Origin of the sequence: Gloeothece verrucosa PCC 7822, assembly GCF_000147335.1 — a bacterium.
Lineage (GTDB): Bacteria > Cyanobacteriota > Cyanobacteriia > Cyanobacteriales > Microcystaceae > Gloeothece > Gloeothece verrucosa.
On the sequence record NC_014501.1, the window covers coordinates 750,914 to 767,461 of the forward strand.

Annotated in this window: 13 protein-coding genes; 12 read left to right on the forward strand and 1 reads right to left on the reverse strand. The window is 40.0% G+C overall.

The window, feature by feature from the left end; translation table 11 throughout:
* Nucleotides 1-6: 6 nt before the first annotated feature.
* From CYAN7822_RS03345 to CYAN7822_RS03395, 12 genes are all read left to right on the forward strand, one after another.
* Nucleotides 7-225 carry a hypothetical protein gene (locus CYAN7822_RS03345; protein ID WP_013320830.1) on the forward strand — a complete coding sequence of 73 codons (219 nt, stop codon included), beginning with the start codon at nucleotides 7-9 and terminating at the stop codon, nucleotides 223-225.
* A 53-nt stretch (nucleotides 226-278) separates the two neighbouring features.
* Complete coding sequence (locus CYAN7822_RS03350) at nucleotides 279-902, forward strand: hypothetical protein (protein ID WP_013320831.1); 624 nt, start codon at nucleotides 279-281, stop codon at nucleotides 900-902.
* Nucleotides 903-1,274: 372 nt separating this feature from the next.
* On the forward strand, nucleotides 1,275-1,676 hold the full coding sequence (locus CYAN7822_RS03355; RefSeq protein WP_013320833.1) for a helix-turn-helix domain-containing protein: 402 nt from the start codon (nucleotides 1,275-1,277) through the stop codon (nucleotides 1,674-1,676).
* Between the two features lie 203 nt (nucleotides 1,677-1,879).
* Entirely contained in the window at nucleotides 1,880-2,044 is a 165-nt protein-coding gene (locus CYAN7822_RS38875; RefSeq protein ID WP_245602672.1) for a helix-turn-helix domain-containing protein, read from the forward strand.
* 85 nt (nucleotides 2,045-2,129) lie between these two features.
* Nucleotides 2,130-3,710, forward strand: coding sequence for a class I SAM-dependent DNA methyltransferase (locus CYAN7822_RS03360; protein ID WP_013320834.1), 1,581 nt, complete (start codon nucleotides 2,130-2,132; stop codon nucleotides 3,708-3,710).
* A complete protein-coding gene (locus tag CYAN7822_RS03365; protein ID WP_013320835.1) occupies nucleotides 3,700-5,103 on the forward strand; it encodes a restriction endonuclease subunit S in 1,404 nt (467 codons plus the stop codon). Before CYAN7822_RS03360 ends, CYAN7822_RS03365 begins: the two co-directional genes overlap by 11 nt.
* Nucleotides 5,100-5,810: an abortive infection family protein gene (locus CYAN7822_RS34370; protein WP_013320836.1), complete on the forward strand. Its 711-nt coding sequence runs from the start codon at nucleotides 5,100-5,102 to the stop codon at nucleotides 5,808-5,810. The genes CYAN7822_RS03365 and CYAN7822_RS34370 overlap by 4 nt, the downstream gene beginning before the upstream one ends.
* Complete coding sequence (locus CYAN7822_RS03375) at nucleotides 5,807-8,890, forward strand: type I restriction endonuclease subunit R (RefSeq protein WP_013320837.1); 3,084 nt, start codon at nucleotides 5,807-5,809, stop codon at nucleotides 8,888-8,890. The genes CYAN7822_RS34370 and CYAN7822_RS03375 overlap by 4 nt, the downstream gene beginning before the upstream one ends.
* A gap of 323 nt (nucleotides 8,891-9,213) precedes the next feature.
* Entirely contained in the window at nucleotides 9,214-10,164 is a 951-nt protein-coding gene (ispE, locus tag CYAN7822_RS03380; RefSeq protein WP_013320838.1) for a 4-(cytidine 5'-diphospho)-2-C-methyl-D-erythritol kinase, read from the forward strand.
* A gap of 44 nt (nucleotides 10,165-10,208) precedes the next feature.
* Entirely contained in the window at nucleotides 10,209-10,550 is a 342-nt protein-coding gene (locus CYAN7822_RS03385; RefSeq protein WP_013320839.1) for a DUF3082 domain-containing protein, read from the forward strand.
* A gap of 6 nt (nucleotides 10,551-10,556) precedes the next feature.
* Nucleotides 10,557-11,609, forward strand: coding sequence for a 3-deoxy-7-phosphoheptulonate synthase (locus CYAN7822_RS03390; RefSeq protein ID WP_013320840.1), 1,053 nt, complete (start codon nucleotides 10,557-10,559; stop codon nucleotides 11,607-11,609).
* A gap of 466 nt (nucleotides 11,610-12,075) precedes the next feature.
* Nucleotides 12,076-13,104: a radical SAM protein gene (locus tag CYAN7822_RS03395; protein WP_013320841.1), complete on the forward strand. Its 1,029-nt coding sequence runs from the start codon at nucleotides 12,076-12,078 to the stop codon at nucleotides 13,102-13,104.
* Nucleotides 13,105-13,219: 115 nt separating this feature from the next.
* Here CYAN7822_RS03395 and dpdE read toward each other — a convergent pair whose 3' ends face one another.
* Nucleotides 13,220-16,528, reverse strand: a complete 3,309-nt coding sequence (gene dpdE, locus CYAN7822_RS03400; RefSeq protein ID WP_013320842.1) for a protein DpdE — start codon at nucleotides 16,526-16,528, stop codon at nucleotides 13,220-13,222.
* Nucleotides 16,529-16,548 lie beyond the last annotated feature (20 nt).

The window sequence follows — 16,548 nt, forward strand, 5'->3', positions numbered from 1 at the left end:
ACTAATATGTTAACAACACCAGACGCAATTGTCACTATCCAAGCCGCAGAGGTAACCAAAGGCGGCATCATCCGTCACTTCACCGGCGATGTATGTCAAGTAGCCGCACAGCCGCAATCGACCAAATCCAAGTCCGAGATAGACGCTACCGCAAGACAACTACTCTCAGATGGCGGCAAGCTTAAAAGCCTTCTCAACATTCAATTAAAAATCAAAGACATCTAACCGCAAGGGGGAGCCATCCCCCATCTATCCCTTCAAAAAGCGAGGCAAAACAAATGTTAAACCATCCCCGATTAACAGCATTAGAAAGAATGTTCCTCTGTGCGCTCATAGAAAGAATCAAACTATTCTTAGGCAAAACCGTCATCAGATTCGAGCAATGGGCCCATGTTTTGCTTGTCCGTTTCAAGAACGCCAAAGACCAAGAAATATGCCGCTTCGTGTCCAAAAAAAGTCTTCTCCCAGTTGCTCCCCCAAAAAACGGGAACTATTGGGTTACATTTTTAGGGAAAAGGGTATTAGGGAAAGTTGTCTATTCAGACAAATTTTTCTATCTATACAACACCAAAAACAATCAGTTAATGGGCTTTTTCCGCACTTACCAAGGAAGAATACTAGAAGCTTTTACTGGCGAAGGGGAATGGATTCATCAAAAAGAATGGGAAAAAATAGAATTCACAGATAATCAATTATTTATTGAAGCCGAAAAAAGAGCCGCACTTCTTCAGCAAGAATTACTCAACAAAAGATTAGAAGCCGCAGAAATGGCCAGGCAACACCGGCAGTGCGGAACTCGCATTCTCCCCCAATCAACTCAAGTGCGGCAACCTCCTAACAACTGGCTTCAATCTCGTCCTTTAGATGATATCCCCTCATCCCAAGTTAATGAAGGGCTATAGGTTTTAAGGGTTTTTCCTTCTTCATCTTTAATTTCCTTGCCATTGTCGTCTAAAAGCGGGGTAATGAGCGTGTATTGCGGCTCTGGTAAGCTGTTACGCATCTAAATTATTAGTCCAGATAAAGAAGGGGGAAAGAGGAAAGGGGAAAGGGGAAAGGATTGAACCTTTGTACCAAAAATAAAGTTATAAAAATTAAATGCGTCTTAGCTTAGCAGGATCGACGTAAGTTGCCAAGTTGGTGCCCATTATTTTTTATCCTTGAATGTCTTCCTCATTATACATAGATGTATGTGAATGAGTATTTATGCCAGTTGTCAATTTCGCGCGCAGTTGATAAGGTAGGAACAGACATTTATGTATTTTTAGAGAAAAATGAAAGCCTCAGATCCAAGACGTAAAAAATTAGCCGAATTAATTTTAAAAAAAAGAGAACAAGAATTAAAAATGTCGCAACAAGAATTTTGTGAATATGTCGAGCGGCAGACGGGAATTGAAGTGAGTTATGGTGCTGTTCAGGGATGGGAAAAAGCTAATGGGTCTGGAACGCTCCCAAAGACCGACAATTTTTGGGCAATCGCGCGAATAACCGGTATGACGATGGATGAACTTTATAACTATTTAAAAGGCGAAATAAAAGCCGAAGAAGTAAAAATGCCTGATTTTAATCTGGATTTAGAAAATCTAAAGCAAAAAATCGCGGTTCTTCCCCCAGCTACAAAAATTGAAATTTTAAATTTTTTGCAAGCCGATCTATTTTCAAAATTGCCGGCTTGAACTGGAATAGCTAGTAGGGTTTCAAAAAATATTATTAGATGCTTTTGATAATACTGTCGCTGACCAGGTCATTAAGCCTCAGCTAGACATATAATCTCTAATTCTTTTCAATCCCTTCTATCTCGGTAAATTTCCGTAAATATACCATGTGTGATAAACCCTGTAATATCATAATCTGAAATATAGCCCTAACCCTCATCGCAGTGACTCAATCGCCTAATTTAGCCGTTCTGGTGCGGGAAACTTGCGCTCGTTTGGGGTTGACTCAAACCCAATTTGCTCATCTGTTGGGCGTTTCCTTTCAGACTGTCAACCGATGGGAGAATGGGAAGACTCAACCTTTACCCATCGCTAGAGAAGCAGATTGAGCAACAGTTACATCAAATGGGAAGTCAGGGAACCGATTTACTAGAACAATATTTTTCTCATTAGACATCAATTTTGGAGCAATCAGTGCCTAAAAAGCAAAAAACAGAAACTACTGCATCAAATGGTAATACTGTCAAGTTAGAGGATAAACTCTGGAAAGCGGCTGATAAGTTGCGGGGACATTTGGATGCGGCAGAATACAAGCACGTTGTTTTAGGGCTAATTTTCCTGAAATATATTTCAGATGCGTTTGGGGAACTCTACGATAAATTGTCAACAGATGAGTACGCAGACCCCGAAGATAAGGACGAATATACCGCAGAACATATTTTTTGGGTTCCAGTAGAGGCGAGATGGTCACATTTACAGGCTAAGGCTAAAACTCCAGATATTGGTAAATTTGTTGATGAGGCGATGGAGGCCATAGAAAAGGAAAACCCATCGCTTAAGGGAGTGTTGCCGAAAGATTATGGTAAACCTGCCCTAGATAAACGCTTATTAGGGGAGTTAATTGATTTAATTGGCACTATTGGCTTAGGAGATGCTCAAAATCGCTCTCAGGACATTTTAGGGCGGGTTTATGAGTATTTTTTAGGACAGTTTGCCAGTGCTGAGGGAAAGAAAGGGGGACAGTTTTACACGCCGCGCTGTGTGGTGGAATTGTTAGTAGATATGTTAGAACCTTACAAGGGACGGGTGTATGACCCTTGTTGCGGAAGTGGGGGTATGTTTGTACAGTCGGAGAAATTTGTTGAGGCGCATGGGGGAAAAATTGGCGATATTTCGATTTATGGTCAGGAGTCGAACCCTACAACCTGGAAACTCTGTAAGATGAATTTGGCGATACGGGGTATTGATGGGAATTTAGGGGCAAAAAATGCTGATAGTTTCCGCAATGATTTACATAAGGAGTTAAAGGCAGATTATATTTTAGCTAATCCCCCGTTTAATGTGAGTGATTGGGGAGGACAGCATTTAAGAGAAGATAGCCGTTGGATTTATGGAACTCCGCCCGTAGGAAATGCAAATTATGCTTGGATTCAGCAGATTATTACCCATTTAGCTCCCAATGGAATAGCGGGGTTTGTGTTGGCTAATGGGTCAATGAGTTCTAATCAATCAGGGGAAGGGGAGATTAGAAAAGCTTTGGTAGAGGCGGATTTAGTGGATTGTATGGTGGCTTTACCTGGGCAGTTGTTTTATAATACCCAGATTCCGGCTTGTTTGTGGTTTTTGACGAGAAATAAGGGTCAATCCCCCCTAACCCTCCTTAATAAGGGGGGGATGCGTCAGCGTAAGGGAGAAACCCTATTTATTGATGCGCGTAAGTTGGGGGTGTTGATAGATAGGGTTCATCGGGAGTTAACTTCTGAAGAGATTACCCGTATTGCTGAGACTTATCATAATTGGAGAGGTTCGGGTAAGGGTGAATATGAGGATGTGCCGGGGTTTTGTAAGAGTGCGGCTTTAGAAGATATAAGGGGACATGGGTATGTATTAACTCCTGGGCGCTATGTGGGCGCTGAAGAAGTGGATGATGATGATGAACCGTTTGAGGAGAAGATGGAACGGTTAACTAAGTTGCTAGAGGAACAGTTTAGCGAATCAGCAAGATTAGAAAATGAGATTTGTCAGAATTTGCGGGAGTTTGGATATGAACTTTAAAAGCACAAAATGGCAAGTAGTAACTTTAGAAGATATTGCTCAAAAAGATGGACATGGCTTTGTAGATGGGCCTTTTGGTTCTAATCTTCCTGCTTCTGAGTATGTACCTTTTGGTATTCCTGTCATCCGAGGGACAAATTTATCTCTTGGAACTACTCGATTTAAAGATGACGAGTTTGTATTTGTTTCTGAGGAAACGGCTAAACGTTTAGAGCGAAGTTTATGTGAACCTGGTGATATTATTTTTACAAAGAAGGGAACATTAGGACAAACAGCAATTATTCCCTTTAATCACAAATATCAAAAATTTTTACTTTCATCAAATCAAATGAAATTGACTGTAGATATTCAAAAAGCAGAGCCACTTTTTGTCTACTATTATGTTTCTTCTTTTACCAGCCGAAGCAAAATTATTCAAGATTCAGAAGCAACAGGAGTTCCAAAAACTAATTTAACCTATCTTCGTAAATTTCCAATCGTCCTTCCTCCCCTACCCGAACAAAAAGCTATTGCTCACATTTTAGGAACACTCGACGACAAAATCGAATTAAACCAACAGATGAACCAAACCCTAGAAGCAATGGCGAGGGCAATATTTAAGTCTTGGTTTGTGGATTTTGACCCTGTGCGGGCGAAGATGGAAGGTAAGCAACTTGTGGGTATGGATGAAGCAACGGCGGCGTTATTTCCTGATAGTTTCGAGGAGTCAGATTTAGGGTTAATTCCCAAGGGGTGGAGGGTTAGTACACTTGATGAAGTAACAGAATTTGTATTAGGTGGAGATTGGGGAAAAGATTTGGCTTCAGAACAATATAATCAACCTGCTTATTGTATTCGTGGTGCTGATATTCCTGATTTACAAAACGCGGGATTAGGAAAAATGCCTATTCGTTATCTGAAAGCATCAAGTTTAAAAAAGAGAAGTTTACAAGCAGGAAATATTGTTATTGAAATCTCAGGAGGAAGTCCGACTCAATCAACAGGAAGACCAGTATTAATAACTCTTAATTTATTAGATAGATTATCTTATCCATTAGTATGTTCTAATTTTTGTAGATTAATTTTTTTAAAAGAAGATATTTCACCAAATTTTATTTACTTATGGTTACGATGGTTATATGCTTCTGATTCTTTTTTACAATATGAAAATGGAACGACAGGAATTAAGAATTTAGCCTATAAAATATTTAGTGAAAAATATGAATTAGTTTTACCTCAACAATATGTTTTAAAAGTATTTGAAAAAACTACTCAACCATTATTTAAAAAACGAGATGCTAACGGGTTACAATCAGAAATTCTTGCCACTATCCGAGACACCCTATTACCCAAATTAATGTCAGGGCAGATACGGGTTAAGGAAGCAGAGAAAATGATAGAAGAGGTGTTATGAGCGAATTAGATAAAGATAATTTACGTTTTATTTGTCATGGAGCAAGAGAAGTATTAGAACTTTCTGTCGGAGCCGTACATATTGAAAAGCTAATTAATGCACTTGAAAGAGCAGTAGAAGAAGATCCAGGGTTAGCGTTTGATTTAGCAAAATCATTAGTTGAAAGTATTTGTAAAACTATTCTTAGTGATAGAAACGATGAAAGTAAAGACAAATTATTAGAGTTACCTAAATTAGTTAAATATACAACAAAGCAATTAAATTTGATTCCTGAAGAACATTTGAATCCTGAAGTAGAACAAAGTTTTCAAAGCGTTATAAATGGACTTATAACTACTATTCATGGATTGTGTGAAATTCGTCGTTTAGAAGGAACAGCCTCTCATGGACGAAATGGATATATAAAATCTTTAGAACCTTTACAAGCTTTATTTGCTGCCCGTGTTGCTGATGCTATTGCCAATCTTTTATTTAAAACTCACAAAAATAATTTAACTTCATCCAAAATTCCTTATTATGAAGACAACCCAGAATTTAATATTTATTTAGATAGTTTGTATGAATGTTCTATTGCTGGCTTACCTTATAAAACCAGTGATGTTTTATTCAAAATCGATCAACAAGCTTATATTAATTTCCTTCAAGAATATTTGAGTGATTTGTCCGTGAATCCTGAAGATTTATCAAATGAGGATGAAAAAGAATGAAACCTAACTTTTCTGAATCTGTTGTTGAAGATGCGACCCTAGCTTGGTTTGAATTATTAGGCTACACCGTTTGCCACGCTTCAGAACTTGACAGACAAAGCTACAGTGACATTATCCTAACTGATTCCCTTCAAACTGCCTTAAAAAAAATTAACCCTCAAATTCCCTCCGAAACTCTCCAAGAAGTCATCAAAAAAATTACCCGTAGCGACACCCCCAACCTCATCGAAAATAACCTGCGCTTTCATAAACTCCTCACCGATGGGGTAGATGTAGAATATCAACAAGACGGACGCACCAAATACGATAAAGTCTGGTTAATCGACTTCAAGCATCCCGAAAATAACCAATATTTAGCCGCTAATCAACTTACCGTCACCGAAGGCAAAAATACCCGCCGTCCCGATGTCGTCATCTTCATCAACGGTTTACCCATCGCGGTTATCGAACTCAAAAATCCTGCCGACGAAAACGCCACTATTACAGGCGCATTTAACCAACTGCAAACCTATAAACAAGAAATACCCTCTCTTTTCTCTACCAACGAACTCTTAATCATCTCAGACGGAACAGAGGCTAGAATCGGCACATTAACCGCAGATTGGGAACGATTCGCCCCTTGGCGTACCGTAGACGGAGAAAATATCGCCCCTAAACGAGTTGCAGAATTAGAAACCCTTATTCGCGGCGTATTCCCTCCCAAAACCCTCCTAGACATACTACAATCATTCATCGTCTTTGAAACCGACGGCGACACCATCACCAAAAAACTCGCCGGATATCATCAATATCATGCTGTTAATAAAGCCATTACTGCTACTTTAGAAGCTACCCATCCCCAAGGCGATAAAAAAGTCGGTGTGGTTTGGCATACTCAAGGAAGCGGAAAAAGCCTCACAATGGCATTCTACGCCGGTAAAATCATTCAACAGCCCGAAATGGCTAACCCTACCCTCGTTATCCTCACCGATAGAAACGATTTAGATGACCAATTATTTAACACCTTCTCTCTGTGTACCGACTTATTACGCCAAACCCCCACACAAGCGGAAAGTCGAGAACAGTTACAGGAATTATTAAAAGTCGCCTCTGGTGGTGTCATTTTCACTACTATTCAGAAATTCTCTCCCGAATACGGCAATCAATACCCTTTACTTTCCAATAGACGCAATATTATTTTAATCGCTGATGAGGCACACCGTAGTCAATACGGATTAGAGGCTAAAGTCATTAATAAACAAGAAGAAGCTTATATATCCTACGGATTCGCTAAATATTTGAGAGATGCCCTACCAAATGCCTCTTTTATCGGCTTTACAGGAACTCCCATTGAAGCTGGAGATATTAACACCCCTGCTGTTTTTGGAGACTATATCGATATTTACGACATCCAACGCGCCGTAGAAGATGAAGCCACCGTTAAAATTTATTATGAAGGCAGACTCGCCAAAATAGATCTAGAACCCTCAGAAAGACCCAATATCGACCCCAATTTTGAAGAAGTCACCGAAGACGAGGAAACCACTACTAAAGAGAAGTTAAAAAGTAAATGGGCAAGATTAGAAGCATTAGTCGGGGCAGAAAAACGGATTAATCAAATTGCCCAAGATATTGTTACCCATTTTGAGAACCGGTTAGCCAGCATAGACGGTAAAGCGATGATAGTCTGTATGAGTCGCCGTATCTGTGTTGACCTCTACAACGCCATTATTAAACTTAAACCCGACTGGCATCATGACGAGGATAAAGGGGGCATAATAAAAGTCGTTATGACCGGTTCAGCCTCCGATGACCCCCTTTTTCAGCCGCACATCCGCAATAAAAAACGCCGTAAAGACCTAGCCAAACGCTTCAAGAACCCTAATGATGAGATGAAATTAGTCATTGTCAGGGATATGTGGTTAACCGGCTTTGATGCACCCTGTTTGCATACCCTTTATGTCGATAAACCCATGAAGGGACACGGGTTAATGCAAGCCATAGCGAGGGTAAACCGTGTATTTAAAGATAAACCAGGGGGGTTAGTTGTTGATTATTTAGGCATTGCCGACCAACTTAAAACAGCCCTCAATGACTATACTAAAAGCGATAGGGACGATACAGGAATTCCCGTTAATGAAGCGTTAGCCGTTTGTTTTGAGAAATACGAAATCGTTAAGGCCATGTATCACGGGTTCAACTATCAACCCTTCTTTACGGGAACTCCCGCACAACGCCTTAATACCATTCCTGCTGCCCTCGACCATATTTTAGGCATTGAAGACGGCAAAGAACGCTATGTTAAAGGTGTCACCGAATTATCTAAAGCCTTTGCCTTGGTTAGCAGTACCGATGAAGCGATAGCCATACGGGATGAAGTGGGATTCTTCCAAGCTATCAAAGCGGCAATGGTTAAACATACAACAACTCATGGTGGTAAAAGTCCTGAAGAAATTGATGCCGCCGTCCGTCAGATTGTCTCCCTTGCTGTTGCATCCGATGAAGTTATTGATATATTCGCCGCAGCAGGGTTAAAAAATCCCAACATCGCTATTTTATCTGATGAATTTCTCGAAGAAATTAAAGGATTACCCTATAAAAATGTTGCCCTTGAAATTCTTAGAAAACTCATCAACGATGATATTAGATCCCGTTTGCGTAGAAATCTAATACAATCTCGTTCTTTCCGAGAGATGCTGGAAAATACTATCAAACGTTATCAAAACCGTTCTCTTGAAACTGCCCAAGTCATTAATGAACTTATAGAATTAGCAAAAGATATCAGGGAGGCATACAAACGAGGAGAGAATTTAGGCTTAACTGAAGATGAAATCGCCTTTTATGATGCACTAGAAGTTAATGATAGTGCTGTTAAAGTATTAGGAGACGATACCCTTAAAGCCATTGCTAGAGATTTAGTTATAGCCATTCGCAATAATTTAACCATTGATTGGACGGTTAAAGAAACCGTTAGGGCTAAACTGCGGGTGACAATTAAGCGGCTGTTAAAGAAATATGGTTATCCTCCAGACAAACAAGAGAAAGCGACTCTAACTGTTCTACAACAAGCCGAGTTACTTAGTGTTGATTGGGCGGCTTAATACTTTAGAACTTCTGTAAAGTTTTGTAACTTAAGGGCTGAAAAGGTCATCAAATTTTCGGGACTCACTTTAGTGCAAACTTATTATTCTAGTTAGAGGAGATAAGCAACCTACAATTAAGAATTATAGCACTACGCCTTTATGGCGCGGACATCATCTGAGATTCCTCGTTGCCTCGCTTGGGACAATTTAACATTTTCAAAGTGTCCTAATGTATTTTGGTATTGCTATAGTTGCTCAATTGTCCCCAAGTTAATGAATTCAAAGGATAGTATTTCACGGTTGCGGTAAGATGTAATTCTATAGTCCCAATTCCGTGAGCCATGCACGCTTATACTTTAATTGCCCCTGGGAAAATTAATCTGTATTTAGAAATTATCGGCGATCGCCCGGATGGCTATCATGAACTGATCATGATCCTCCAAAGCATTGACTTAGCGGACCGCCTGACTCTACGTTCTAACGGGTTGCAAAAGTGCCGCCTTTCTTGTTCTCATCCCCAAGTCCCCCTAGATGAAACTAACTTGGCCTATCGAGCGGCTGTCTTAATGGAGCAAGAATTTCCCAAAGAATTTGCTAACTATGGGGGAGTAGATATTACCATTGACAAACAGATCCCAGTAGCGGCCGGATTAGCTGGCGGCTCTACAGATGGGGCGGCGGTATTAGTGGGATTAAATTTAATCTGGCAACTCGGACTCACTCAACTGGAATTACAAAATTTAGCCGCACTATTAGGGTCTGATTTGCCTTTCTGCGTGTCAGGGGGAACAGCTATAGCGACAGGAAGAGGAGAAAAACTCGATCAAATCAATAATTTAGCTAATCTTTACCTTGTTTTAGCTAAATATGATAGTATTGCCGTATCTACCCCTTGGGCTTACCAAACTTATCGGCAACAGTTTAGTGATAGCTACATTAATCATCTGTCAGGAATTGAAGCCAAAACTCATCAAGTTCATGCCGGTCCATTAGTGGGTGCAATTGTACATAAAGATGGAGCAAAAATCGGCCAATTATTGCACAATGACCTAGAAAAAGTCGTTTTACCCGCCTATCCCCAAGTAGCTCAACTTCGAGAAACCATGCAGCAGGCTGGCGGTCTAGGAACCATGATGTCCGGGTCGGGTCCGACGGTGTTTACCCTGTGTGAGTCAAGAGAACAAGCAGCAGAAATTCAACAAAAAATAAGACAGAAACTCCCCGATTCAGATTTACAATTATGGGTAGCTCAATTGTCAAATCGGGGAATTCAAGTAGAAACTGCTAGTTAATAATTAATACTAACTTGCCTAATCAATCGAGGCTGCGGAGTTTTATGAGTCAATCTACCGATCCAAAAAAGCCAGAATTGTCTAATCCTGAAGCTGATCAAAATCAAGTGACCCCTTTACGGTGTTTATTAGGGGCAGCAATTTCTGCTACATTGGGAACAGGGATGTATTATCTGACCTATTCGATCGGGTCAACTTTTGCCCAGAAACCAATCACCTCAAGTAATCAACTTGTCATTAATATTGGTTCGGCTGTGAGAACTTTGGTCGTGGGGGTAGCTTCCCTGGCAACATTTATCTTTGCTTTTGTAAGTTTTGGTTTAGTTCTTTTAGCCATCCAGCTAACCCTACAAGCCATAAAGCAACGTTTGAGTTCTTCAGAATAATTCACTATGAAAATTGATCAAGTTTTTGACCTGCACGTTGTTGAAACCCGTTCTCTGTTAAGTCCCGAGACAATTCATTGTCTATGTCCTCTCACTGAAGGGGCAGCCGCATTAGTGACTCAGACAAGGCAAACCATTCGGAAAATTTTAGAAGGCGTTGATCGACGAATATTGGTCATTGTTGGTCCTTGTTCAATTCATGATGTAAAAGCGGCTTATGAATACGGAGAAAAGTTAATCTATTTAAGAAATCAATTAAAAGACAAATTGGAAATTGTCATGCGGGTTTACTTTGAAAAACCGCGCACCACAACTGGCTGGAAAGGAATGATCAATGATCCTCATCTAGATGGGAGTTATGACATTAATACAGGACTACAACGGGCACGGAAGTTATTATTAGATTTAGCCGATCTAGGCTTACCGGCGGCTACGGAGTTACTTGATCCCATTATCCCTCAGTATATCGCCGATTTGGTTTCTTGGACCGCCATCGGCGCTCGCACCACTGAAAGCCAAACTCATCGCGAGATGGCATCAGGTTTATCCATGCCGGTTGGGTTTAAGAATGGAACTGATGGCAGTCTTGAGTCTGCTATCAATGCGATGATAGCCGCCAGCAAACCCCATCATTTTTTGGGAATTAATTATAAAGGATTAGCGAGTATCGTCACCACCACAGGCAACCCTGACGGGCATTTAGTTTTACGAGGGGGAAATAGCGAAACCAATTATGATGCTGTTCATGTTGCAGTGGCGGCAGAGTTTTTAAACCGTAAAGGAGTTGCCGCTCGTTTGATGATTGATTGTAGTCATGGTAATAGTAATAAAGACCATAATCGTCAGTCGATGGTGTTGGAGAATATTGCTGAACAACTCAAAGAGGAAAGTCCTGATATTATGGGGGTCATGATTGAAAGTCATTTAGTGGCAGGTAATCAATCTATTCCAAAAGATTTAAGTCAATTAGTGTATGGTCAGAGTATTACTGATGCTTGCGTAGATTTTCCAACCACAGTATCTATGCTATATAATCTTGCTGAATCAGTCAGGACTTAATTTTTAAGAGTATAATCTTGCCTAATTGACTTTTCCCTCAGTTCTTCTACATAAGTACAAGAGTGCTTTTTTTACCTAGCAGATGTGAATGGTGCAAGAGTGCTAGGCAATTTCTCTATTTAAAAGCACTCATTTTTTATTGTTGCAGAATCTTGTGCATTTTTTTCGGTTTCAAAATTTTTTCGTTTAAATATAAAATAATTGTCAAGGCGAGTTAATAAAATTCATTATTTTTAGAGTAATCTTTACACAAATTAAGTGTTTTTACTATTGGCGGGTGAACTGGCAAAAAAAATATTCAGAAATCATTCTGAAGTGATTATTGTAAATTGCTATTAAAATTGTCATATAAGGTAGTTAAATAGCCTTAATTTCTCGAGGAAAAATTAAAAAATATAAGTGCAAAAAGTAGAGTCAGATAAAAGTTATAAAGGTTGAAATAAGGGCATTCAGAACAGGAGCTATTATGGTCAATTACGGACTTAAAGGATTTGAATTTAATTTTGATCCTCAAATTGCTAAAAAAGCAATGGAAAAAAATGAAATGTTAGTTTTGGGTCTTGATTTTGCGCCGATATGTCATTTAAATTGTAGTTATTGTGATCGCATTGAGGCGAGAAGAAAGATCCGTAAAGAGCTAACAGTTGAACAAAAAGTAGAGCTAATCAAAGAAGCTAAATCTTTAGGATGTCAAACAGTAGAAATTCCGGGAGCCGGAGAACCTTTATTAGACCCTCATTTTTGGACTTATCTGGAAACCATAGCTGAACTCAATATGATTGGGCTAGTATTTACTAGCGGCTATTCTAAAAAAGGAGCATTAATTAACGATTATACGGCTCAAAAACTGAATGAACTAGGAGCTTCAATTGTCCTAAAATTTGAAAGTATGGACACACAAGTTCAGGATAAAATGGTTCGCCAAAAAGGCTATGGTGAAAGCTGTTATCAAACACTACAAACGTTAATAGAAGCCGGATTTACTCAATCTTCTCCTACGCGCTTGGGAATTCACACCGTTGTTACGCCGCATAATATAGATGATGTAACCAATATTTTGCGGATGTCTCGACAAAATAATATTTTTCCCTATATTTCCTCTCTTATTCCCGGTGGAAATGCGCTAGATAATGACGGAAGTGCCATTATAACCCGAGAGGAAAGTTTAAATATTATCAAAATTCTAGCAGAAGTCGATAAAACCTTTGGCATAGAATATACCCCCACTTTACCAGTGGCGGCTGGATTTGTTTGTAATCAAATTAATGTGGGTTTATTTATCAACTTATATGGGGATATTTTTGAGTGCAGTGCTTGCGAATCTGTTCTTTGTAACGTGATCGAAGTGGGTGGACTTAAAGCGGCTTGGAATTTAGAGCAAGTTAAACAACGAAGAGTGAAATTTCAAAACGGATATTGTCCGACGAGAGAAGCCTATTGGGATTCTGTATCTGAAGAGAATTTATCTTTTAAACCTGTTGCGATTGCCAGTTAAAACGAACCGGGAACAGAAACAAGTTTTGCCTGTTCTCTGTTCTCTGTTCTCTCACTCAACCGTGTATCGGTGATATAAAGAAGAAATGCTGCTGAAATATAGGGCGTTTAAAGGGTTAGAAAATATCACCTCCTGCTGTTAGAACAGGCGCTCGCTCAGACACAATAATGAACCCCACCGCATCTAAATAAAGGCGAGGAGAACTAATCGCTTTTAATAAAGTGGCACTGAGGGCGGTTTCAAATTCGAGTTCTTTGGCTAAAGAGTCATGGGAAAAACGGTTATAGCGGCACTGTAATTGATGAAGACGAGTGTCTAATTTTCTCTTGGCTATCTCGGTTTGTTTCTGACAGTATTCTCGAAAATGGGGCGATTCCTTGAGGGATTTTTCAGCCGTTTTGCCCGCCTGATAGCATAAATTTTGCCACTCACTCGGATCAATAAATTCATCGAAGATCTCTAGGCGTTCTTTGGCTAGGTTATAGTCTCGAAAGTCGTCATTTTTCCTCACATAAGGACGAGACAAAATTTTTAAGAGGGCTTCATCTTCTACCCGTTGTAAATTTACATCTAAAAAGACCGTTTCCATTAAAGGGGGAAATAACCCATCTCTTTGACGTTTTAGGGCTTTTTCATGAAACTGCTTAGGGCTAAAACTTTGAATAATGGATTGAATTTCTGTCCAGTCAAGTTCGATCAAATAATCAAAGCGAAACCCTAGCCATTCTCCGCCTCTTTTACTATCCCATGTTGGTTCTTGCCGCCACATAGCAAAGGCTTTTCCCCGTTCATCTAAGTTTAGATAATTGGTTAATGTATCAATTAATTCTTCTCCGATTCTGTAGAGGTGAACCCCTGAATATTTATTGGCTACACGACGGTTATAAACGCCTTTATTTTTGGTGTAAGCGGCAAAATAATTTTTCAAGTCTTTGAGAGGAATTAAAGTCTGTTGTGTGGCTTTATAATGACGAACCTCTGCCAAATTTTCGTCATACAATCGCTGAAATCTCAAAGCACTACATAGCCATCCTTCGGTTGCTTTTTCAAGGTTTTTATGGTTTTGATCATAACTGTCAAGGTCTTCAAAATAATCCCTAGCTACCTCGGAGCGAAGATCAATTTCATCTAAGACGGTTTGTTCACTGATCTTGACTTTTTCATTTTCCACCTCGCTTTGAATCTGTCCAATTATTTCTTGCCATCCGCTTGCCCCTGACTTAAACAAAGTTTTTTCAAGTTCAGGCAGACTAGCCTCAACATAAAATTGTAAACTCGAAATAGAATGATTAAAAATTCCTAAGCCTTCACTGAGCAATTGATACCAAGCGGCGGATGGACTATCGGGTAAATCAACGCCGGCTAGTAACCAAGAATTGAGATTGATTTTTCCTCCTATTCGATCAACTCTTCCTAAACGTTGTTCTAATTGATTCGGCGAAAAAGGTAAATCAAAATGAATCACCCCATCGATAAATTGTAAGTTTCTTCCTTCTTCTCCCGAAGCATCAGCTACTAACAGAAAACATTGAGGGTCAGTTTTAAAACGATTTAGATTAGTTTCAATGGTATCTCGATTGTCACCGGTGCGATGACTAACCACTGTATTCGCTCCAAAGATAGCTGAAATAAAATCAATAATGGCAGTACAACTGCCGGTAAAACTGGTAAAAATCATCAATTTTGGAAACTTATCTGCGGCGAAGGGACGCAGAATTCTTTGCTGAATTTCGTTTTGTAACTTAGTTAAATTTCCTTTCAGTTTTTGCAGGTTTAGATGATCCGCTAGATGGTACAAAATAACGATTTTTAGTAATTCTAATCTATCGCCATCTTCCGAAGGGCTTTTCAATAGGTTAACAATAGATTTTAAAATGGCACTTTCTCCCTCAAAAAGAGGCGTTTTAGTTAAGAGCGTGCTATTATTTTGCCCCCATTCTAATCTTAAAGCGCTAGAACCTACCCCTCTCAAACGCGATTCAAGGAGTTGTTGTAGTATTCCTAACCAAGTGTTACTCGCCCGAAACAGTAATAGGAAAATGCGCTGATAATTGGCTTCATCAGGGGCGGCAGTGCGCCATTCTTCTAATAATTCATGAAGAGAATAAGCCCGTTCATCTAAATCATATTCTAGTTTTGGGACTGCGTTACGATCAAAAATGACATCGGATACGGTAGCGCGACGGTTACGCAGCATTCGCCGATGAAGCCGGTAAGTGTCGCTAATATAGGTACGGATGGCGCGAATCTGCTGATCAATGACTTCACTGTCTGGGTTTTCTAACTCGGTTTGTAACTGGTTAGTGAGGGTTAAAAGATAGGTATCTTCTGAAAATAGGGACTCTAGGGTGCTAAGACTTTTTTTAAGGACAAAGGGGTCACATCCTTCGTTAAAAGTTAATAAAACCCGTCCGATGTTTTGGCGTTTGTGAACTCGTTCTCTAAACCCTTCTAGATCATCTAATGAATAGGTGGTTGGATCGAGAAGGTGTAACATGGCTAGAAAGTCCTGTTCGTGGTTAAGCACAGGAGTCGCAGACAGAAGCAACAAGCGAGGACAATGATGGGCTAATTTCCGACAGGTGTCAAAACAGCGACGTTGTGAAGGGTCATCGGATCTGGCCATGGCGGCGATGTGATGGGCCTCATCAATAATGAGAAACTCATAAGCATCAGTGGAATTTTGCACTTGCTTCCAGTCTTCACTGGCCAGAATGGTGACTCGCTCCCGAAACTGTGATAGATAAAATTTATCTTCGAGTTCTTGTCTCCACTGATAAACCAGATAGGAGGGAACCACAATTAAGGCCGACGCGGTCAGTGTATCCAAGAGAAACTGACGCAAAATGACCCCCGCTTCGATGGTTTTACCAAGACCCACTTCATCGGCTAAAAGGTAGCGTCCGATGGGATCTTCTAACACCCGGCGCACTACTTCTACTTGATGAGGATAGAGTTCTATATTCGCTGAGAGTAACCCGGTCATTCCCCGACTCACCGCGCGTTGTTTAATTAAAGATTGAAGAAACCGCGAACGCTGGTTGTGAAAGTAGGGGGTTTCTTGTCCCTTCATCGCTAGGATGTCCATCGGATCATCGATGGGAAGGTCGCATCTAACGTATATTTCGCTTTCTGTGGCAAAGGTGTGTTTACTGTCGGGTAAATCTATTTGATATTGCTGGTTTTCTTCGTCCCATGCGTAAATTCTGCCTATTTGCCAAGTATCTGTTCCATATAAATTAAGATAACATCTGGTTTGACGTTGCAGTCTGACGCGACGGATAGAAGCGAGGGGAACCGTTTGAGTCATACGCTGTCCAACCGAATAGAAATACTCAACAGTGGCATTAGGTTGCTCTGCTGCTATGAGTTTTCCTATACCAAAATCATTTTCACTTGAACAGACGAGAAAACCTAAATTCATAATTGCTCACGATGGGGTTG